The organism is Lentzea sp. CC55 (assembly GCF_021056325.1).
GTDB classification, from domain to species: domain Bacteria; phylum Actinomycetota; class Actinomycetes; order Mycobacteriales; family Pseudonocardiaceae; genus Lentzea; species Lentzea jiangxiensis.
On the sequence record NZ_JAJCXE010000024.1, the window covers coordinates 69,326 to 88,429 of the forward strand.

The 19,104-nt window shown below is 71.6% G+C and carries 26 protein-coding genes and 1 pseudogene; 12 read left to right on the forward strand and 15 right to left on the reverse strand.

From position 1 onward, the window contains the following. The first annotated feature begins 49 nt into the window (after positions 1-49). Both L6E10_RS21840 and L6E10_RS21845 read left to right on the forward strand, forming a co-directional pair. A complete protein-coding gene (locus L6E10_RS21840) occupies positions 50-688 on the forward strand; it encodes a three-helix bundle dimerization domain-containing protein (RefSeq protein ID WP_236221385.1) in 639 nt (212 codons plus the stop codon). A gap of 14 nt (positions 689-702) precedes the next feature. Next, the gene (locus L6E10_RS21845; protein WP_236221386.1) at positions 703-1,104 is read left to right on the forward strand and encodes an arsenate reductase ArsC; all 402 of its coding nucleotides are present in this window, start codon (positions 703-705) and stop codon (positions 1,102-1,104) included. On the opposite strand, the gene L6E10_RS21850 is transcribed toward L6E10_RS21845, so the two are convergent. Together L6E10_RS21850 and L6E10_RS21855 are read right to left on the reverse strand one after the other, a co-directional pair. Beyond that, positions 1,101-2,435 carry an FAD-dependent oxidoreductase gene (locus L6E10_RS21850; protein WP_236221387.1) on the reverse strand — a complete coding sequence of 445 codons (1,335 nt, stop codon included), beginning with the start codon at positions 2,433-2,435 and terminating at the stop codon, positions 1,101-1,103. The two genes, L6E10_RS21845 and L6E10_RS21850, sit on opposite strands and share 4 nt — an antisense overlap. A gap of 181 nt (positions 2,436-2,616) precedes the next feature. After that, positions 2,617-3,027 (reverse strand): ATP-binding protein, encoded by a 411-nt coding sequence (locus tag L6E10_RS21855; RefSeq protein ID WP_236221388.1) that lies wholly within the window; start codon positions 3,025-3,027, stop codon positions 2,617-2,619. Positions 3,028-3,170: 143 nt separating this feature from the next. On the opposite strand from L6E10_RS21855, the gene L6E10_RS21860 reads away from it, so the two are divergent. From L6E10_RS21860 to L6E10_RS21870, 3 genes are all read left to right on the forward strand, one after another. Further along, the gene (locus L6E10_RS21860) at positions 3,171-3,398 is read left to right on the forward strand and encodes a hypothetical protein (RefSeq protein WP_236221389.1); all 228 of its coding nucleotides are present in this window, start codon (positions 3,171-3,173) and stop codon (positions 3,396-3,398) included. A 127-nt stretch (positions 3,399-3,525) separates the two neighbouring features. Further along, the gene (locus L6E10_RS21865; protein WP_236221390.1) at positions 3,526-3,672 is read left to right on the forward strand and encodes a hypothetical protein; all 147 of its coding nucleotides are present in this window, start codon (positions 3,526-3,528) and stop codon (positions 3,670-3,672) included. A 282-nt stretch (positions 3,673-3,954) separates the two neighbouring features. Further along, positions 3,955-4,215: a hypothetical protein gene (locus L6E10_RS21870; protein ID WP_236221391.1), complete on the forward strand. Its 261-nt coding sequence runs from the start codon at positions 3,955-3,957 to the stop codon at positions 4,213-4,215. Positions 4,216-4,268: 53 nt separating this feature from the next. Here the strand turns inward: L6E10_RS21870 and L6E10_RS21875 are convergent, their stop codons facing one another. The 4 genes from L6E10_RS21875 to L6E10_RS21890 all read right to left on the reverse strand — a co-directional run bounded on the left by L6E10_RS21875 (position 4,269) and on the right by L6E10_RS21890 (position 7,511). After that, positions 4,269-4,640 (reverse strand): STAS domain-containing protein, encoded by a 372-nt coding sequence (locus L6E10_RS21875; protein ID WP_236221392.1) that lies wholly within the window; start codon positions 4,638-4,640, stop codon positions 4,269-4,271. A 1-nt stretch (position 4,641) separates the two neighbouring features. Continuing rightward, positions 4,642-5,805, reverse strand: a complete 1,164-nt coding sequence (locus L6E10_RS21880) for a SpoIIE family protein phosphatase (protein WP_236221393.1) — start codon at positions 5,803-5,805, stop codon at positions 4,642-4,644. Between the two features lie 53 nt (positions 5,806-5,858). Further along, positions 5,859-6,659, reverse strand: a complete 801-nt coding sequence (locus L6E10_RS21885) for an alpha/beta fold hydrolase (RefSeq protein ID WP_236221394.1) — start codon at positions 6,657-6,659, stop codon at positions 5,859-5,861. A 78-nt stretch (positions 6,660-6,737) separates the two neighbouring features. Continuing rightward, positions 6,738-7,511, reverse strand: coding sequence for a 3-keto-5-aminohexanoate cleavage protein (locus tag L6E10_RS21890; RefSeq protein WP_236221395.1), 774 nt, complete (start codon positions 7,509-7,511; stop codon positions 6,738-6,740). A gap of 62 nt (positions 7,512-7,573) precedes the next feature. Between L6E10_RS21890 and L6E10_RS21895 the strand changes: the two genes are divergently transcribed. Together L6E10_RS21895 and L6E10_RS21900 are read left to right on the forward strand one after the other, a co-directional pair. After that, positions 7,574-7,831, forward strand: coding sequence for a hypothetical protein (locus tag L6E10_RS21895; protein ID WP_236221396.1), 258 nt, complete (start codon positions 7,574-7,576; stop codon positions 7,829-7,831). A 94-nt stretch (positions 7,832-7,925) separates the two neighbouring features. Then, on the forward strand, positions 7,926-9,110 hold the full coding sequence (locus L6E10_RS21900) for a fumarylacetoacetate hydrolase family protein (RefSeq protein ID WP_236221397.1): 1,185 nt from the start codon (positions 7,926-7,928) through the stop codon (positions 9,108-9,110). Between the two features lie 43 nt (positions 9,111-9,153). Here the strand turns inward: L6E10_RS21900 and L6E10_RS21905 are convergent, their stop codons facing one another. From L6E10_RS21905 to L6E10_RS21915, 3 genes are all read right to left on the reverse strand, one after another. Further along, complete coding sequence (locus L6E10_RS21905) at positions 9,154-9,570, reverse strand: hypothetical protein (protein ID WP_236221398.1); 417 nt, start codon at positions 9,568-9,570, stop codon at positions 9,154-9,156. 317 nt (positions 9,571-9,887) lie between these two features. Continuing rightward, the gene (locus L6E10_RS21910; protein ID WP_236221399.1) at positions 9,888-10,280 is read right to left on the reverse strand and encodes a TIGR03618 family F420-dependent PPOX class oxidoreductase; all 393 of its coding nucleotides are present in this window, start codon (positions 10,278-10,280) and stop codon (positions 9,888-9,890) included. A 9-nt stretch (positions 10,281-10,289) separates the two neighbouring features. After that, complete coding sequence (locus tag L6E10_RS21915; protein ID WP_236221400.1) at positions 10,290-10,922, reverse strand: TetR/AcrR family transcriptional regulator; 633 nt, start codon at positions 10,920-10,922, stop codon at positions 10,290-10,292. Between the two features lie 103 nt (positions 10,923-11,025). Here L6E10_RS21915 and L6E10_RS21920 point away from each other — a divergent pair, with 103 nt between their 5' ends. Beyond that, complete coding sequence (locus tag L6E10_RS21920; RefSeq protein WP_236221401.1) at positions 11,026-12,246, forward strand: epoxide hydrolase family protein; 1,221 nt, start codon at positions 11,026-11,028, stop codon at positions 12,244-12,246. On the opposite strand, the gene L6E10_RS21925 is transcribed toward L6E10_RS21920, so the two are convergent. Then, positions 12,236-12,901: a hypothetical protein gene (locus L6E10_RS21925; protein WP_236221402.1), complete on the reverse strand. Its 666-nt coding sequence runs from the start codon at positions 12,899-12,901 to the stop codon at positions 12,236-12,238. The two genes, L6E10_RS21920 and L6E10_RS21925, sit on opposite strands and share 11 nt — an antisense overlap. A gap of 285 nt (positions 12,902-13,186) precedes the next feature. On the opposite strand from L6E10_RS21925, the gene L6E10_RS21930 reads away from it, so the two are divergent. Beyond that, on the forward strand, positions 13,187-15,199 hold the full coding sequence (locus tag L6E10_RS21930) for an ATP-dependent Clp protease ATP-binding subunit (RefSeq protein WP_236221403.1): 2,013 nt from the start codon (positions 13,187-13,189) through the stop codon (positions 15,197-15,199). Between the two features lie 95 nt (positions 15,200-15,294). Here the strand turns inward: L6E10_RS21930 and L6E10_RS21935 are convergent, their stop codons facing one another. Next, complete coding sequence (locus L6E10_RS21935; protein ID WP_240011115.1) at positions 15,295-15,702, reverse strand: zinc-binding dehydrogenase; 408 nt, start codon at positions 15,700-15,702, stop codon at positions 15,295-15,297. On the opposite strand from L6E10_RS21935, the pseudogene L6E10_RS41230 reads away from it, so the two are divergent. After that, positions 15,701-15,861: pseudogene (locus tag L6E10_RS41230) on the forward strand (transcriptional regulator); the annotation flags it as partial. The gene L6E10_RS21935 and the pseudogene L6E10_RS41230 sit on opposite strands and share 2 nt — an antisense overlap. A 99-nt stretch (positions 15,862-15,960) precedes the next feature. On the opposite strand, the gene L6E10_RS21940 reads toward L6E10_RS41230, so the two are convergent. Together L6E10_RS21940 and L6E10_RS21945 are read right to left on the reverse strand one after the other, a co-directional pair. Then, the gene (locus L6E10_RS21940; RefSeq protein ID WP_374237228.1) at positions 15,961-16,206 is read right to left on the reverse strand and encodes an isoamylase; all 246 of its coding nucleotides are present in this window, start codon (positions 16,204-16,206) and stop codon (positions 15,961-15,963) included. Between the two features lie 176 nt (positions 16,207-16,382). After that, positions 16,383-17,021, reverse strand: a complete 639-nt coding sequence (locus L6E10_RS21945) for a DedA family protein (RefSeq protein ID WP_236221406.1) — start codon at positions 17,019-17,021, stop codon at positions 16,383-16,385. A gap of 393 nt (positions 17,022-17,414) precedes the next feature. Here L6E10_RS21945 and L6E10_RS21950 point away from each other — a divergent pair, with 393 nt between their 5' ends. Then, a complete protein-coding gene (locus L6E10_RS21950; protein ID WP_236221407.1) occupies positions 17,415-17,657 on the forward strand; it encodes an acyl carrier protein in 243 nt (80 codons plus the stop codon). Positions 17,658-17,742: 85 nt separating this feature from the next. Here the strand turns inward: L6E10_RS21950 and L6E10_RS21955 are convergent, their stop codons facing one another. After that, positions 17,743-18,537: a DNA-formamidopyrimidine glycosylase family protein gene (locus L6E10_RS21955; protein ID WP_236221408.1), complete on the reverse strand. Its 795-nt coding sequence runs from the start codon at positions 18,535-18,537 to the stop codon at positions 17,743-17,745. A gap of 73 nt (positions 18,538-18,610) precedes the next feature. On the opposite strand from L6E10_RS21955, the gene L6E10_RS21960 reads away from it, so the two are divergent. Beyond that, positions 18,611-18,922, forward strand: coding sequence for a hypothetical protein (locus L6E10_RS21960; RefSeq protein ID WP_236221409.1), 312 nt, complete (start codon positions 18,611-18,613; stop codon positions 18,920-18,922). A gap of 22 nt (positions 18,923-18,944) precedes the next feature. Here L6E10_RS21960 and L6E10_RS21965 read toward each other — a convergent pair whose 3' ends face one another. Then, entirely contained in the window at positions 18,945-19,082 is a 138-nt protein-coding gene (locus tag L6E10_RS21965; protein ID WP_236221410.1) for a hypothetical protein, read from the reverse strand. Between the last annotated feature and the right edge of the window lie 22 nt (positions 19,083-19,104).

Sequence of the window (19,104 nt, forward strand, 5' to 3'; positions counted from 1 at the left end):
ATACAGCGGGTGTGATCTGCATCGACATACTTCGGTCCAAGGAGATTTGATGTCCCGCACCAGCGGACTCCCCCAGCACGAGCTCACCGCCCAGCTGCTCCGGATCACCGACGAACTCTCCGACCGCTTCCACGGGGTGTTCGGCCGCGAGACCGTCGCGAAGGTCGTGGACGAGACCTACGACCTGCTCGCCGAGAACGCCACCGTCACCACCTACCTGCCGGTCCTGACCGGGCGGTTCGCCCGCCAGCGACTCACCGACCAGGGCCGCGCCGAAGGCTTGACCACGATCACCGTGCCGCAGGTGCTGTTCATCTGCGTCCACAACGCCGGCCGCTCGCAGATCGCCGCCGCACTGCTCGAGCACCACGCGTTCGGCAAAGTCTCCGTCCGCTCAGCGGGCAGCAAGCCAACCGGGACCATCCCGCAGACCGTGACGGATGCCCTGGACGAGGTGGGCATCGCGCTCACCGAGGCGTTTCCCAAGCCGCTGACCGATGAAGTCGTGCGCGCCGCCGACGTAGTGGTCACCATGGGGTGCGGCGACAGCTGCCCCGTCTTCCCCGGCAAGCGCTACCTCGACTGGGACGTCCCCGACCCCGCCGGAGCGCCGCTGAACGTCGTGCGGGAGATCCGCGACGACATCGACCGCCGCGTCCGCGACCTGCTGACCGAGATCAAGCCGTGAAGAAGGAGAACACCGTGTCCGCCACCCCCGAGGTGCTGTTCGTCTGCGTGCACAACGCGGGCCGCTCCCAGATGGCCGCCGCATTGCTGCAGCACTACGGCATGGGCCGCATCGCGGTGCGCTCGGCCGGCTCCGAACCCGCCGAGAAGGTCAACCCGGCCGCTGCCGCGGCACTCGCCGAGTGGGGCCTCGACATCACCGCCGAGGTGCCCTCGAAGCTCACCACCGAAGACGTCGAAGCCTCCGACGTGGTGATCACCATGGGCTGCGGCGACACCTGCCCCGTCTTCCCCGGCAAGCGCTACCTCGACTGGCAGCTCGACGACCCCGCCGGTCAGGGCGTCGACGCGGTGCGGCCGATCCGCGACGACATCGACCGCCGCGTGCGCGGCCTGGTCGCCGAACTGCTCGACTAACGCGGCCCGGCCGTCGTCACGCCGCGCGTGATCGACAGCTCGACCGGCGCGGCGCAGCACCCCCCGCTGTTCTTCTCCTCTTCCGGAGCGTCGAACACGCCCGCACCACCGCAGACCCCGGTCTCGGGCAGCACGAGCTCGACCCGGCCGGCCGCCTCGTGATCGCCCGCGATCGCGGCGGCGACGGAGCGGGCCTGCTCGTAGCCGGTCAGGGAGAGGAACGTCGGCGCGCGGCCGTAGCTCTTCATGCCGACCAGGTAGAGGTTCGGCTCGGGATGGCGCAGCTCGGCCACGCCGTGCGGGTAGACGGTGCCGCAGGAGTGGACGTTCGGGTCGATGAGCGGGGCGAGCTTCGTCGGCGCCTGCAGCACCGGGTCCAGGTCGAGCCGGACCTCCGACAGCCACGACAGGTCAGGACGGAACCCTGTCAGCACCACGACCTCGTCGACGCCCTCGACCCGGTGGCCGTCGAACGACTCCAGCACGAGGCTCCCGTCCTCGCCACGCCGGACGGCGGACGTGCGGAACCCCGTGACCGTCTCGACGTGCCCGGCTTCCGCGGCCTTCTTGGCCCTCAGCCCGAGCGCGCCGCGCGCGGGCAGCTGGTCCGCCTCCCCACCGCCGAACACGGTGCCCACGGCGCCGCGCCGCAACAGCCACACGACCTTCGTGCCGGGCTCCCGCTCCGCCAGGCCGGCCAGCGCCACCAACGCGGTCAACGCCGAGTGCCCGCTGCCCGCCACGGCGATCCGCTTGCCGGCGTACCGCTCCCGTTCGGTCGCCAGGTCGGGCACGCGGTAGTTGATCCGCGCGGCCTCCGCCCGCTCCCCCACCGCGGGAAGGCCGTCGCCGCCCAGCGGGTTCGGCGAGCCCCACGTGCCGGAGGCGTCGACCACCGCCCGGGCCGTGAGCCGCTCCTCCCCCTGCGCGGTCCGCACGTGCACCGTCAACGGCTCGTCCTCACGACCGGCGTCGACCACGCGGTCCCGGCCACGTCGTGCGACTCCGACGACCCGCGCACCGAGGCGCACGCGGTCGCCCAGGGCCTCGGCCAGCGGTCGCAGGTACCGCTCCGCCCACTCGGCCCCGGTCGGGTAGGTGTCGCCGGCGGGACGGGCCCACCCCGTCGGCTCCAGCAGGCGCTCGGCCGCGGGATCGACGAGCTCGCTCCACCGCGAGAACAACCGCACGTGGTGCCACCGCGCCACCGCCGCGCCGGCCTGGTCCCCGGCCTCCAGCACGACCACGCGCTCGCCTCGTTCGACCAGATGCGCCGCCGCGGACAACCCCGCGGGCCCGGCACCCACCACGACCACCGGAAGCTCGTTCACCACACACCCCTTGTATCGAAGGATTTCGAATCAACAGCGCGGACTCTATCGACGTTGATCGATCTACGCAACCATCGATCAACGTCGATACTTCACGTCTGCGAGCTTGCCGACCGGGTCCCGTGCCGGCTTCGGCTGTCCGCGTGGAAACGGCGGAGGGGCCGGTCGGCGACCCTCTGCTTCACCGCGGCGGGCCGCAGCCGACCGCGGCGAACACCGTCTTGCCGCCGTCGGCCGAGGCCCGGGTTCCCCATCGACCGGAGAGGCCGTCGACCACCACGATGCCGCGGCCTCTCGCGCCTCCGAGCCGGGAACGGCCGTGCACCGGCTGCAGCGGTGAGGTGTCGTCGACCTCGACGAAGACCGTGCAGGGAACCGGGCTCCACCGCACGCGGAGCCGTCCGACGCCGGACGCGTGGTCGAGGACGTTGCTCACCAGTTCCGTGACCACGAGCAAGACGTCGTAGCGGTGGTCGTCACCGAGATCGTCCAGTGCGGTGGTGAGACGGCGGCGCACGGCCGAGGCCGTGGTCGCGGGGTCGATGGCGCAGTTCAGCACCACGGACGTCGAGTCTTCGCTGTTCGTCGTCACTGGCGCCTCCGGATGAGCACGTCCGGCTCCACCAACGGGCTCCGACGACGCTACCTGCGACCAGCGGCTAGGCCAGACGCCCGAACCCTAGCCCCGCGGCCCGCGGCCCGGTCAACGGACCCGAACCGCAGTACCTTCACCTGATGACCGACGAACAAGGCGGCCCCGCGCTGCGGCCGACGCTGTCCGAGTGGCTCAAGGCACGCGAGGAGACCGCGCGGCACCTGGCCTCGGGCACGCCTCCCGTCGACGGGAGGTGGGTCCAGCGCCTCGCCGACCTGCTCGCCACCGAGCGGTCGTGGCAGGACCAGTACACCGATCTCATCGCGCTCGGCAGCGTGGACGGGCAGTTCCCCTCGTCGAACCGCTGAACGCCGCGCACGCGATCGGGAAAGGGCGTAGTATCGGGTCGAGGGATGGACGCGCTCTGCGCCTCCCGCGCGTGGCGCAGCCGGTTCGGCCCGCACCACGCCTTCTTCTTCCGAACGGAAACCATCTGTGCAGCTGCATTCCCCGGACGAGCTCTTCAGCCACCCGGAAACCCACGACCCCTCCGCCGCGACGGGCTCACCCGACTCGCACCAGCCGTCCTGGTTCGGCCTGTTCCAGGAGCCGGTGCCGGTTCAGCGCTCCTCGGACAGCTGAGCGCCCACCTGATCAGGTGACGGCGTGAAGACCGCGAGCACCGGGTGGCGACCCGCCCCGGGCTCCGGCGATCGACGTACCGCCCGGTTCCGCTCGTCGTTGAGGTAGGGTCGGAGTCGTTGGGGTTTCCAGTCGCCGGCATCCCGCCGCCGCGGTCCCCGATCCGATCCGGTCCGGGCTTCTTCCTCCGGCCGGGGACAGGAGCACCGGCTTGCAGCCGGATCGCCCGTACTTCTCGTTGCCCCTCAGTGAGTTCGCCTCCCTCCAGGGTCCGGTGACCTCATGACGCCGCCCGTGACGCACCGCCGGACGACGGGAGCCGCTGCCGGCTTCGCGAACGCCCGGATCGCCGCGGAGCAGGCCGAGTTCGTCCAGCAGCGCCAGGCCGCCCGCAGGGTCGCGGAGCACGCCCGCGACGCCGGTGACTGCCTGGACCTGCTCTCGATGCTGGGGCTGTCAGGCCTCGCGCCGGCCACCGCGCACCCGGCGGACGTGATGTCCCCGGAGGTGCTCGGCGTGCCCCGGCCTGCCGACCTCCCTTGACGGGCGCACCGCGCGGTGCGTCCGTCCACCGCGCGAACGGGGCGGGACGTCGCTCAAGCACCTCCCGTGCGGGTCGCACCGCGTGACGAGAGCGCGTCGTCCAGGTCCGGGCGGAAGGTGAAGAGGGCGTCCAGGCCGATCATCCCGAGAACCCGGAGCGTCTGACGCGGAACGCCGACGAGCACGATGTCGGCGCGGGCGGCGGCCGCGTGGTTGCGGGCCGCGATGAACGCCGAGATGCCGCTCGAGTCGCAGAAGCGCATCCCTGACACGTCCAGCACGAGCAACTCCCCCTCGCTCAGCACGAGACCGCGGATCTCCGCGAGCACTCCGGGCGACGTGTGCGCGTCGACGTCCCCCTTGAGGCCGAGGACCACACCGGCCGTCACAGGACGAACGGACATCGAGAAGGCGTCATCGTTCATGTCAGGCACCGTCCTGTGCAGGCACGCTCATCGCCAGCAGCGCGGTGTCGTCCTCGACACCGTCTCCGAGGCATTCCAACAGCCGGTTCACGGCGTCGATCACGACCGGCGCCCTCGCCGGCGCCAGGCCGCTGAGGTCGTCCCTCAGGTCTTCCTCGCTGTACCAGCGGTCCGCGCCGGTGCGCGCCTCGGTCAGGCCGTCGGTGTAGAGCAGGATCGCGTCACCGGGCCCCAGCCGGACCTCGTCGACGACGAACCGCGCCTCCTCCAGCGCACCGACCAGCTGTCCGCCGCGCAGGTGCAGCAACGACGAGGTCCCGTCGGCGCGGAGCACCAGAGCCGGTGTGTGGCCTCCACCGGCCACGGTCATCACGGCACCGTCACCGTCGGGGCGCAGGTTGCCGTAGATGACCGTGCAGAAGCGCGGGTACTGGCCCTGGTGGGCTTGGTAGAGCACGGTGTTGAGGTGGTCGAGCACGCTCGCGGGGTCCGGGTCGTAGATCGCCGCTCCCCGCAGCGTGTACCGGATCAGGGAGGTCACCACGGCCGCGTTCTCCCCCTTGCCCGACACGTCGCCGAGGAAGAACCCCCAGGTGTTGCCGGGCAGCGGGAACAGGTCGTAGAAGTCGCCGCCGACCTGGTCGAGCGACGCGGGGTGGTAGTAGGCGGCGACCTCCATGCCGGGCACGACCGGCAGTGCGGGGGGCAACAGGGTCTGCTGCAGCGTCCTGGCCAGCCGCTGCACCCGATCGCGTTCGCGTTCGGCCTCTTCGCGCGCACGCAGCAACTCCTGCTCGTACGCCCGCCTGTCGCGCGCGTCGAACACCGTCGTCCGGATCGAGAGCGGCCGGCCGTCCGCGCCGGTCTTGACGGTCGAGGTGAGCAGCACCGGCAACCTGGTACCGTCCGCGGCCTTCAACTCCAGTGCGACACCGCCCAGGTCACCCTGCATCTGCAGCAGCGGCGCGAAGTGCGTCTCGTAGTAGATCCGGCCGCCGACGGTGAGCAGGTCCGAGAAGCTCCTGTGCCCCACCAGCGCGTCCCGCTCGTAGCCGAGCCAGCGCAGCAGGGTCGCGTTGATCTTCGCGATCGTGCCGTCGAGAGACGTCGACAGATACCCGCACGGCGCGTTGTCGTACAGGTCCTCGACGTTCTCCTGCGGCAACCCCGGGAACGGGGGTTCTGTCCCGCCACCGGGCCACTCGCCCGCCGCCCGCGTCAATGAGCACCGACGAACGCCGCGATCGCCTCGGCGGTCGGTCCGGGGTCGCTGAGCTGCGGGCAATGGCCCACCGCGTCCAGCGTCACGAGCCGGCTGCCCCGCACCTGCTCGTGGACGAACTGACCGACCTCACGCGGCGCGATGGCGTCACGAGCGCACTGGACCACCAGCGTGGGCACCGAGACCTCGGTCAGATCGGCGCGGTTGTCGGACAGGAACGTGGTCCGGGCGAACGCCCGCGCGATGACGGGATCGGTGCGGCAGAAGCTGTTCGTCAGCTCCTCGCCCAGCTCCGGGCGCCCGGGGTTGCCCATGATCACCGGCGCCATGGCCGCCGACCACCCGAGGTAGTTCGACTCCAGCGCGTCGAGCAGCTCGTCGATGTCCGCGCGGCTGAACCCACCCCGGTAGTCACCATCGTCCACATAGCACGGTGACGGCGTCAGCAGCACCAGCTTCGCGAACCACCGCGGCTCGCGGTTCGCCGCGAGCACCGCGATCATCGCGCTGACCGAGTGCCCGACCAGCACCACGTCGCGCAGGTCCAGTTCGCGGCAGATCCTCAGCACGTCGTCGGCGTACCCCTCGAGCGAGCCGTGGTGCTCGGCCGTCCACGCCGACAGGTCCGACCGGCCGGCGCCGACGTGGTCGAACAGCACCACCCGGTGTCTTTCCGCGAGCAGGGGGACCACCAGACGCCACAGGTTCTGGTCGCAGCCGAACCCGTGCGCGAGCAGAACGGTCGGTCCGGTCTCGTTGCCGGTCACGACCACGTTGTTCCTGCCGATGACGTCCACCCGGCGATCCTGCCACCTCCGGCGCCGAATGCCACGGCACCGGTCCCGGGGCACGGCGGGCCCAGATGTTGGTCATGATCACAGCCGGTGTCCCCGGTGCCGGTCACCCAGGCCCGCTCCGGGTCGTTCTCCAGGCGCTGCGGGCAGGTCACCGGCGAGGGCGGCGCGCACGAGCGCGACGTTGCCGGTCGCGGGCTCACCGCCGGGCAGGACGAGGGTGTCCTCCAGGCCGATGCGGGTGTCCAGGCCGCGGGCGAGCGCGATGCGCAGGACCACCCACGCGGCGTCGTCCTCGCCGTGGAGCAGCACGGGACGGTCGAAGCCGGCGAGGTCTTGCAGCGCCGCCTCCACGGCGGCGGGCGCGGTCTCCGGGTCGGTGTCGGTGATCTCGGCGAGCACGCGCACAACGCGGTGCGCGTGCGGCCAGTCCAGGAACCGCTTGGTGCCCCCGGTGCCGGAGAACAGCCCGGCCTCGATGCCGACGCCCTTGTCCAGCAGGGCTTCCGCGATGAGCTCGGCACCGTCCTCGTGCCAGTTCACCGAGGCGTGGTCGGGCAGCACGGTCCACGACCTGATGAGCGCGGCCCTGTGCCGCGGTGACGGGTCGATCCACTCACCCGTCGTCACGCCGACCGCGACACCGGGCACGGCGGCGCGCACGGCCTCGACCGCGGCGCCGACGTGCTCGGGTGACAACGTGTCCTGTTCTCGGAGGTCCTTCGGGTGGAGGTGGACGTCCTGCGCCCCCGCCGCCACCGCGGCGCGTGCGGCCTCAGCCAGCTCGGCGGGGGTGAACGGCAGATGGGCGGACGCGGAGCGGGGCAAGGCCCCGTTGAGGCACACCTGGAGCACTGCCCGATGTTGGCACAGGAACGCGCGGCGCGCAGGTCTGATCCACTTGGGCGAACCGCGCGGTGGGCTCGTTCGCCGTCGGGCAGCGGCACGTCCTGGTGGTCGAGGACGGCGAACAGGCGCCGGCCGACGACACGTGCCAGGTCGGGTACGGCGGTCCCCTGCCACGACTCGACCGCGGCCCGCCGCCGTCAGCCCGGCGGACGGCGGTGTCCACACAGGACAGAGCGGTCCACGGCACGTCGCCCACGCCCGCCGGCGAGCGGCTGACCGTGGCCGGGACGAACAGGTCGGTGCGGTACCCGGCCACACACCCGTGACCTACCCGCACTTCGTCCGCGAGAATTGCCGAGTTCGTCGCACGGCAGCGCGTGGGCGCCGGCGACTTCGAGCTGAACCGCAGGAAGGACTTCCATGGGGATCTCGCTGGACTCCGCCGACGTTCTCCCCCGCGACGCGGCGGACGCCGCCCTTGTCGCACGGGTCTTCGACCCGTCCGTGGGCGGTCCCTCGGTCGTGGCGATCCGCGGCGACGAGGTCGTCGACCTGTCTCACGTGGCACCGACCGTGTCGTCACTGCTCGAACGGCCGGACGCGCTGGAGATCGTCGAGAACCACCCGGGCGGCACGTCGTGGCCGTTCGAGGAGGTCCTGGCCGCCACGACGAACCCGGCCGGTGCTGTTCCCCGGTTCCTGGCACCGGTCGACCTGCAGGTGCTCAAGGCCGCCGGCGTGACCTTCGTCCGCAGCATGCTCGAGCGGGTCATCGAGGAGCGCGCCGACGGCGATCCCGCGCGAGCCGAGGAAGTGCGCGAGAAGGTGGGCGCGATCGTCCAGGGCCACCTCGCGAACCTGGAGCCGGGGTCCGCCGAGGCCGCGGAGGTGAAGAAGGTCCTGCAGGCCGAGGGCCTGTGGTCGCAGTACCTCGAGGTCGGCATCGGCCCGGACCCCGAGATCTTCACCAAGGCCCCGGTGCTCTCGGCGGTGGGGCCGGGAGCCGACATCGGTGTTCTCGCCCGCTCGGCCTGGAACAACCCCGAGCCCGAACTCGTCCTGGTGGTGAACTCGCGCGGGACCCCGGTCGGCGCGACGCTCGGCAACGACGTCAACCTGCGCGATTTCGAGGGCCGCAGCGCTCTGCTGCTCACCGAGGCGAAGGACAACAACGCCTCCTGCGCCATCGGGCCGTTCCTGCGGCTGTTCGACGACGGGTTCACCCTGGCGGACGCCAAGGCCACCGAGATCGCCCTGGACATCACCGGACCCGACGGCTTCGAGCTGCACGGCGTGAACCCCGTGTCCGAGATCAGCCGGGAGCTCGAGGACCTCGTGTCGCACGCGTTCGGCGCCCACCACCGCTACCCCGACGGCTTCGCGCTGTTCACCGGCACGATGTTCGCCCCGACCGAGGACCGGGCCCGGCCCGGCGAGGGGTTCACCCACAAGGTCGGGGACGTCGTCCGCATCTCCTCACCCCGCCTGGGCGCGTTGACGAACGTCGTGAACACGGCCGAGGACGCCGAAGACTGGACGTTCGGCATCACCGCGCTGATGGAGAACCTCGCCGCCCGGGGTCTGCTGGGCCCGCGGACCTCATGATCGGGTTCGAGGCCCGGTTCACCCCTCGCGACCGGCCCGCGGGTCAGAGCCAGTCCGCCTCGATCCCACGGGCGCGCAACGCCTCCAAGGCCTGCTCGTCGCCTGTGTAGAACAGCGTCATCGACTTCAGGTTGGGGAAGTGCCGCACGTCGTCGAACTCGTGGACGTCGAACAGCCCGTCCTCGCCGTCCCAGTTCGGCGCGATCTCGAGGTAGATCTCGTTGCCGCCGTCCATCTCGATCTCGGTGATCTTCTCCGCGAGCTCGCCGGGCACCTCGAGCGCCTCGAAGTGGGCCAGGGCCTCGGGCACCGCCTCGACGCTGCCGTCGTCGTAGGTGAAACCCTGCTCGGCGGCGTACTCGCGCAGGTCGAACTTCGGCAGGAGTTCCTGGTTGTACATCAGCTCCTGCACGACGGCGAGCTTGAAGTTGGCGTCGGTGAACGGGATCGGCTGGCTCATGGCCGCACCGTACCGGCGGGGGCCGAGTCGGACGCGACGGGCTGAAGCCGGACGGTGCGGCCCAGCGGTCGCGGGTGTCGGCCGGTGGCCCTGCTCACTGCGATCTCGGCGCCGGGGGCGGTGCGTCTCGACGTCGAGCCGGACAGGGGGCCGCTCGTGGATCACCGGACGGGGTGGGCCGGGTGTGCGGCGCCGCACACCCTGTCCGTGAAGCCCATTTCTCCCTCGGCAGGTACGCGAAATGCGGCGCTCAGCGGTCACGGCCCATCGGCGAGCCACCTCTTCCCGCTCCACGGGCGAAGCCATCCGGCGGGACGTCAGGGCGTGTGCATCCGGTCCACCTTGACGGTGAGCACGACGCGCCCCTGCCCACTGCCGCCGAAACCGGGGTAGGGCCGGCCGAGGTACTTCTGGGACAGCTCGTCGATGTGCTCGCGGGCGCCGGCCTCGGTGACGTCCACGACGCTGCCGCGCAGGGCCCAGTACCGCGAGGGCGCCGCGGGGTCGGCGATGCCGAGGGCGACCCGCGGATCACGCCGCACGTTGCGGGTCTTGCGGTGGGTGTCGACGGTGTTGATGAGGACGTGCACGCCGTCCGTGCCCGCCCAGGTCTGGGAGATCTGCGGCGATCCGTCCGGCATGAGCGTGGTCACGAAGCAGATCGCCCTGTCGTTGAGGACGCCGATCAGATCGTCGGGCAGAGCCGTCATGTGCTGGTCTCACTTCGCCTGGTCGTTGTAGAGGTGGTCGATGACCGTCTCGTCCGGCCGGTCACCGGAGAGGTCGGCGTGGCGCAGGCCCGCGAGGGCGATCCTCAGGGCGCGGCGCCACAGCCGCGGGGAGTTCCGGCGGGAGGCGTCCATGACGCTGCCCACCATCACGTGCACCGCGGCGAAGTCGGCGGGCGTCGCCCCGGCCGGCAGCTGGCCCGCCCGGACGGCGCGGTCGACGAGACCGGCGACGAGCGGGGTCATCCGGTCGTGCGCCCGTCGCACCAGTTCGGTGGCCTGGCTTCGGCCGCGCAGCAGCTCCCCCAGTCCCCTGCTGCGCGCCTCGACCTCCAGCTGGCGTTCGAGGAACCAGGTGAGCCCGGCCCACGCGTCGTCGTAGCGGGAGGCCTGCTCGGCGAGGTCGGTCACCATGTCGACGTGCTCGCTGAACAGGGCGTTCAGCAGGTCCTGCCGCTGCGGGAACCGGCGGTACATCGTGCCCATCCCGGTGCCGGCGGCACGGGCGATGTCCTCGTACGAGACGTCCAGCCCTTGCGAGGCCATGAGCTCGTACGCGGTGCGCAACAACAACTGGCGGTTGCGCTCGGCGTCCCGGCGCAGAGGAGGGGGAGCTTCGGTCACCTGTCCGACCCTAGACAAGCGGAAGAAAAATTCCAAGTTGAAGAGCTTTTCCACTTCTGCCTATGATCGTGCCGTCCAGTTCTCCCCCAGCCTTGGAGCACCCGTGCCCTTCGCACCCGCCGACGCGGTCGAACCGTTCCCGATCGCCGTGCCCGAAGCTGCTTTGCAGGACCTGCGACGCCGTCTGGGCGACACGCGCTGGCCGGACCGGGAAACCGTCCAGGACGGCAGCCAGGGGCCGCGGCTGGACCGCCTCCGCGCCCTGTGCGAGCACTGGGCCACCGGCTACGACTGGCGGCGCGCCGAACGGGACATCAACGGCCTCGGCTCGTCCCGCACCACCATCGACGGCGTCGACATCCACTTCCTGCACGTCAGGTCGCCCGAGCCCGACGCCGTGCCGCTGCTGCTCTGCCACGGCTGGCCCGGCTCGGTCCTGGAGTTCCGGCGCCTCGTGGGGCCGCTGACCGATCCGGTCGCGCACGGCGGCGACGCCCGCGACGCGTTCCACGTGGTGATCCCCTCGATGCCGGGCTTCGGCTTCTCCGGCAAGCCCACCACGGCGGGGTGGAACACCTCGCGCATCGCCGATGCCTGGATCACCCTCATGCGGCGCCTGGGTTACGGCACCTGGTTCGCGCAGGGTGGCGACTGGGGCGCGGCCGTCGTCGAGCAGATCACCCGCAAGGCGCCGGAGCGGTGCCTGGGCGCGCACTTCAACCTGCCCCTGGTGTTCCCGACCGCTCAGGAGATCGCGGAGGCCACCGACGAAGAGCAGCGGATGATCGCCCGTGCCCAGCACTACCAGAGCCGCCAGAGCGCGTACGCGCAGGAACAGGCGACCCGGCCGCAGACGATCGGCTATTCGCTCGCGGACTCACCGGCCGGGCTCGCCGCCTGGATCTACACGCTCTTCGAGGACGTCACCGACAGCGGCGGCAACCCCGAGGACGTCATCGACCGCGACGAGATCCTCGACGACGTGATGCTCTACTGGCTGCCCAACGCCGCGGCGTCCTCCGCACGGCTGTACTGGGAGGAGGGCTGGGGCGGCGCGATGGCCGGTTCCCCGCCGCCGAACCCCGTTCCCGCCGGTTTCAGCATCTTCCCCGGCGAGGCCGTGCAGGCGTCCCGGCGCTGGGTCGAGCGGCGCTACGAGACGGTGCTGCACCACGCCCGGCTCGAGCGGGGCGGCCACTTCGCCGCGCTCGAGCAACCGGAGGTCCTCACCGGCGAGATCCGCAAGACCTTCCGGTCACTGCGGACCCCGCATGTTCAGTCCACACAGGACAAGGCGGGCGACCGCGGCGGGATCAGCAGGTGACCTTGACGGTCGCGTTCGCCTGGAACGACACGTGCACGTGGTCCATGTGGTTGGCCGTGGGACTTCCCCGGTCCTCCATCATCGACCAGCCGCTGCCGTCGTTGTAGCGCTGGCGCCAGATCACGTAGGTGACGCCGAAGGCCTTGCGGTTGGCCAGCACGTACTCGGCCACCTGGTTGCCGGTCGCCGTGTCGACCATGAAGTCCAGCGCCAGACCGGTCGGGTGGTCACCGCCGCCGGCCCTGCCGGCGGCGCCACCGATCTCCTCGACGCCGAACTTGCCCCCGACGTGGTGGCCCACCTGGGCCACGTGCGGCTTCACGCCGTTCAGCGTGGTCGGGCAGGGCGGCGGAGGTGGCGGGGGCGGCGGAGGTGGCGGCGCGGTCGTCTCCGGCGTCGTCGTGGTCACCGGAGGTGGCGTGGTGGTCACCGGAGCCGGCGAGGACGACGCGGTGGTCGACGTGACAGGCGACTGGCTCTGGCTCACGGAGGTCGACGGCGCCGTCAGCAGGGCGGCGGCCCCGGTGGGGTCGACCGGCTGGTCGGAGTCGCGGACGACCCAGAAGGTCGCGACGAGGCCCGCGGTGAGGGTGGCGGCGACCGCGATGGGCAGCTTCCGGTTGGGTGCGTCTTGCGTTCTATGTCGGCCCGGCAATTCGGAACACCTTGCGTTGGGGACAGGGCATGCTCACACGGCCCGCCACATTACGAAATGAGCACGAGAACGTCACGGACGAGTGTTCATGGTCACATAGCCGCTGGTGAGCGCCTTGCTACAGCAGGTGACAACAGACTGGCGCCGCAGGTCGTCCGCCAAGGTCACGGCCCCGGCGGGCGATCTGAGCGATCGTGATCGTCTCGGACGTCTGATCTGTGCTCACCGCGTACGCAGAGCAGGATCGAGAAGGGAAGTCCCTCGATCGGGTGGAGGTGGCGGGCCGTGCGCGGTGACGACTGGGTGTTCGGCTTCGGGTCCAACTCGTGGGAGGACGTCGTCGGGAAGCTGTTCGGCGGACTGGGCGGGCCGCCGTCCGCGACCAGGCGCACGGACCACTACGGCCGCGATCTCACCGCGGCGGCGCGCGACGGCCTGCTCGACCCGGTGATCGGCCGGGACGACGTCGTCGACGAGGTGCTCGAGGTGCTGTCGCGGCGCACCAAGAACAACCCCGTCCTGATCGGTGACCCGGGAGTCGGCAAGACCGCCATCGTCGAGGGCATCGCGGCGCGGATCGCCGGCGGCGACGTGCCCGCCACGCTCCGGGACCGCCGGCTGATCTCCCTCGACCTCGCGGGCATGGTGGCCGGGGCGAAGTACCGGGGCGAGTTCGAGGAACGGCTCGAGGGCGTGATCGAGGAGGTGGCCGCGTCCAACCGGATGGTGGTCCTGTTCATCGACGAGCTGCACACGGTCGTGGGCGCCGGCAGTGCCGAGGACTCGCCGATGGACGCCGCGAACATGCTCAAGCCCGTGCTCACGAGCGGACGGCTGCAGGTGATCGGGGCCACCACGGCCGAGGAGTACCGCCGCCACATCGCGAAGGACGCCGCGTTCGAACGGCGGTTCCAGCCGGTCCTCGTCGCCGAACCGTCGCCCGGCGAGGCGATCGCCATCCTCCGCGGCCTGCGCGCCCGCTACGAGGCGCACCACGGGGTGCGGATCACCGACGAGGCGATCGTGGCGGCCGTCGAGCTGTCGGCCCGCTACGTCACCGACCGGTTCCTGCCCGACAAGGCGGTCGACCTGGTGGACCGCGCGGGCGCGCGCGTCCGGTTGCGGGAGAAGGCCCCGATGCCCCCGGACCCGGCGGAGCTCGAACAGCGCGTGCACCGCCTGGAACGGGAGAGGGACACCGCACCGGCCGAGGAGGTGCCGTTCCTGGACGACGAGCTCCGCCGGGCCGTGGCCGCACTGGAAGCAGCCCGCGCCGCGCTGGCCGACGCGCCCGAGGTCGGGTCCAACGACGTCGCCGAGGTGGTCTCGCGCAGCACGGGCATCCCGGTCGCCCAGCTCACCGAGGCCGAACGGCACCGGTTGCTGCACCTGGAGGACCTGCTGCACCAGCGGATCGTCGGGCAGGAGGAGGCGGTCGAGGCGGTGGCCGACGCGGTCCGCCAGGGGCGGGCCGGCCTCAAGCACCCGCAGCGGCCCGTCGGCTCGTTCCTGTTCCTCGGCCCGACCGGCGTGGGCAAGACGGAGGTCGCACGGGCGCTGGCGGAGGCGCTCTTCGGGTCCCAGGACCGGCTGATCCGGTTCGACATGAGCGAGTTCGGCCAGCAGCACGCGGTGTCCCGGCTGATCGGCGCACCGCCGGGCTACGTGGGTTACGAGGACGCGGGCCAGCTCACCGAGGCGGTCCGGCGCGCGCCGTACTCGGTCCTGCTGCTCGACGAGATCGAGAAGGCGCATCCGGACGTCTTCAACACCCTCCTGCAGGTGCTGGACGCGGGCAGGCTCACCGACGGTCAGGGGCGCACCGCCGGCTTCGCCAACACCGTGATCATCATGACCAGCAACATCGGCGCCGACCAGCTGCTCACCGCGGGCGCCTCGGGGGTCGAGGTGGACCAGGTGCGCGGGCCGCTGATGGCCGCGGTCCGCCGGTGCTTCCGGCCGGAGTTCCTCAACCGCCTGGACGAGATCATCCTGTTCCGCGGCCTCGACTCCGGCCAGCTGCGCCAGATCACCGCGCTGCTGCTCGAGCGCACCCGCCGCCGGCTGCGCGAGCAGGGCGTCACGCTGGAGGTGGACGACCAGGCCGTCGACTGGCTCGCGGCCCGCGGCTACGCGCCGGAGTACGGTGCCCGGCCGCTGCGCCGCACGATCGCCAAGGAGCTCGACCGCCGGTTGTCCCGCGCGCTGCTCGCGGGCGAGCTGCGCGCCGGGCACCACGTCCTCGTGACCGTCGCCGACGCCGACCTCGCGCTGACGATCACGGATCCCGCGGACTGACCGCTCGCCCTGTCAGGGCGTCACGGCTTCGAGCCGGGCCGCGACGTGCCGGCCCGCTCGTCGCGGTCCTCGGCGGCGGTGCGCCGGACCCACGGTCACGGCACCCTGACCTTGCCGACCACACCCCCGCGCCGGTGGTGTGCGAACGCCTCTTGCGCGTCGCCGAACCCGTGCACGCTGTCCACGACCGGACGGGGGTCGTGCCGTTCCATGAACGCGATCAGCTCCCGGTGCTGCGCCGCGGTGCCGACGGCCACGCCGCGCAGCGACCCTCCCGAGCCGAACAGGAGCATGGGGTCGAGCGGCAGCGGTTCCCGGGAGAACAGGCCGACCAGAGCGACTTCGCCCTGCCCCGCGAGCGCGGTGAGCGAGTCGGTGATCGTGGCCGTGCCGACGTTGCAGACGACGTTGCGGACGCCTCCGGTGATCTCGCGCAGCCCCGCACCCCACCGCGGGAAGTCCGCGCTGCTGCGCCTGGAACTCGGCCGCAACCCCGGTGACATGCTGCTCGCCGCGCTCGTGGACGAGCTGCGCGCGGCCGACCCGCAGGTGGCGGGGTGGTGGGACGAGCAGGCGTGGCAGACCGGACGTCCCAGGTCGAGCACATCGCCCACCCGGTCGCGGGGGACCTGCGGTTCCACGTCGAGGCGGTCACCGTGCCGCACGCCCCGCACCAGCGGCTGGTGGTCCACACCGCGGATCCCGGCTCCCCCACCGCACGTCCTGGCGTCCTGGACCGCGTCCGTCGGCTGAGGGCCTCTTCAGACGCTGATCAGACCACCCTGGCCGTCGTGGGCGGTCGCGTCCTCGTCGTCGAACCAGTGGCCGTCCGGGCCGAGGTAGCGGAACCGCAGGGTGGTGCCCCGCGGCACCACGACCGCCGCGGTGCGCTTGCCGTTGGAGCGGGGGCGGAGCTCGGTCGTTCCCGGCGTCCAGTCGTTGAAGTCGCCGACCACGCTGACGGGCCCGGGCGGCTCGTGCCGGGGCAACGCCCACGTCACTCGCACTTGCTGGTCCTTCGCAGGCACGATCCGGATCATCGAGTCGTCATCCCTTCGCGTTCCTCGGTCGCCGTGCCGTGGCAGCCTGCCGACGAACGTCACCGCTGACGAGCCGACGCGCCGGGAGATGCCCCGGATCGGGTGGTTTTCGACGCGAGAGGTTTACCGCCCGGCCGGCCGCCTCAGGCGACCTCCTCCAGCTCCCTGGTCTCGGCGGCCTGCCTGCGGCGGCGCAGCACGACGACCACGCCGATCACGACGGCGATGGCCAGCAGAACCCACATCGCCCCGTTGAAGACCGACTCGATGTACTTCGCCGAGGCGCCCGCGGCCGAGCCGATGCCGATGTGCAGCGCCGACCAGCACACCGCGCCCGCGACGGAGGCGGGCAGGAACCGGCGGTACTCCATTCCGGACGCACCCGCCGACGCGGGGACCAGCGTCCGCACCACGGGCATGAACCGCGCGGCGAACACCGCCCAGGCGCCGCGGGTGCGCAGCAGTTCCGCCGCCTTGTCCCAGTGCTGCCGCCCGACCTTCCGGACCAGCCTGCTGTCCCGCAGCCGGTCGCCGAACCGGCGGCCGAGGTGGTAGCCGATGCTGTCGCCCGCGATCGCGCACACCGAGACCACGAGCCACATGACCAGGAAGCGGGGCACGCTCGTCACCGTCGTCGAGGCCAGCAGCAGAGCGCTCTCACCCGGTGCCAGGAAACCCACGCCGAGCGTGCACTCCGCCAGCGTCAACGCACCCGTCACCGCGAGCACGGCGGGCTGCGGCAGACCGGCCAGCCCTTCGAGGGCGTCGGTCAGGAAGGACATGGACTCTCCCCAGTCGGCAAAGCTCGAGTTCGTCTCGACGGCGCACCGATGCCCCCAGGCATCACGCCTCTTCTGGCAGACAGTTGACCGGAACGGGCTCAGCTCGCACATCGGCCCGTGGTCTGACTTGCCTGTCCTTCTCGAGGACTACGGGGAACACCCTACTGGTGCCCCCACCCCCGCTTTTTCCTGCCAGGTGGGGGAAACACCGCACGTCGGCGAAAGCGCGGCGGCTGCCCTCAGCCACCGGTTCCGAGGTGGAGCACGCACCACCCGCCCAACCGGTGATCACCCCCGGTCGCGGTCCGGTGGAACGCGGCAATGTCGGCGGCATCGGTTTGATCTGCCGTCACGGGGCTACTACACCGTTACCCACAACCACAGGAGGTAGCGATGGCAACCGGTGAGACCGGGTTCGACGACGTCACCTACGACCTGATCTCCGTCCAGTACCACGCTCTCAAGGCGGGGCACGACTACGGCCAGTACGTCCGCGACGCGGAGAACGCCGGCCGCCAGGACATCGCCGACTTCTTCCGCAGCGTCATGGAGGAGGACTCCGCGCGCGCCAAGCAGTGCCACACGTTCATCTCGGAGCTGTCGGGGTCGAGTGAATCGGGACCCGCGGTCAGCTGACGCATCGGTCAGATCGCGCCACGGCCGTCCGTGCCCGCAACAGGGCGTGGACGGCCTTGGCGCGTCCGGGCCCGAACCTCGCGCGTCAGACCTGGCAGACCGGGCACCACCAGGTCTCGCGGCCGTGCGAGGTGCGTTCGGCCGGACGGAACGCGATCGGTGTGCCGCAACGCAGGCACGGGCGTCGTGCCCTCCCGTACACCCAATGGCGGGGTCTCGGCATGCCGGTCGTGTTCTGCGCCGGGTTCGCGCGGACCGCGTGCTCCAGCCGCCGCCGGGCGTCGGTGAGCACCACCTCGAGGTCGTCCACGGTGCCGGCGGCCCGCCAGGGGCTGACGCGGTGCAGGAAGAGCAGTTCCTGGGCCCACATGTTGCCCAGACCCGCCACCCGGCGCTGGTCCAGCAACGCCGCGACGATCGTCTCGTCGCCCGCGGCCGCGACCCGCTCCGCCGCGACGATGATGCTGTCGACGCCTGTGGTGTCCGCGCCGAGCAGGTCCGGGCCGAGGTGTCCCACCACCGTGTGCTCGTCACGCGTCCTCAGCACGGTCAGCACCGGCAGCGCGACCCCGACCAGGGTGCGGCCGTCGTCCAGGCGCAACGCCATCCGCAGGTCGGGCACGACCCGTGCGGGCAACCGCTTGTGCGGGCGGAGCACCGACCACGAGCCGGTCATCCCGAGGTGGGAGTGCACCGTGAGGCCGGTGTCGGTGCGGGACAGCAGGTGCTTGCCCCGCGCACGCCATTCGAGGATGCGTTGTCCCGCCAGGTCGACGGTGGCGAAACGGGGATGCCGGACGTCACTGTGGACGATCAGCGAGCCCGCGGTGGCGGTGTCGAGGCGGGCCGCGATCCGCGCCACGCTGTCGCCCTCCGCCATCGTCCCATCATCGTCCACACCGGCCGGCGCGGCAGAGCACGCCCAGGGTGCGGATCAGTGCGATGCTGGTGCGATGGCTGAGCCGGAGCACACGCCGGACGGGCGCTTCGTGATCATCAACGGGCGGCGGTGGCGGGCGACCGATCCCGAGATCCCGCCCGAGACCTCCGCGCGGTTGCGCAGCTTGCTGATGGCGGCTCGCCGGGACGTCGGCGCCGCTCTCCGCGCTGAGAACGCCGAGGCGGAGCGTGAGGCTCGGGCACGGGTCCAGCTCGCGAAGGTGGCTCTCGGTGAGCGCGGCACGCCGTGGTGGGAGCAGACGGCGAGCCAGCGGCGGCAGCGGTGGCAGGAGGGCCTGGAGGCGCTGGACCGGCGCGACGCCTGAAGGACTTGCGCGACGACCGGCTTCACTCCCAGGGGTTGCTGCCGGACGCGGTGACGGGAGCCGTGTCGGTGACGGCGTGGGCGGTGGTGGCGGCGACCGTGGTGAGGGCCGCGACGGCGAGGGTGACGGCGGCGATCTGGGTGATGAGGGTGCGGATCATTTGGGCCTCCTCGGGAATGTTT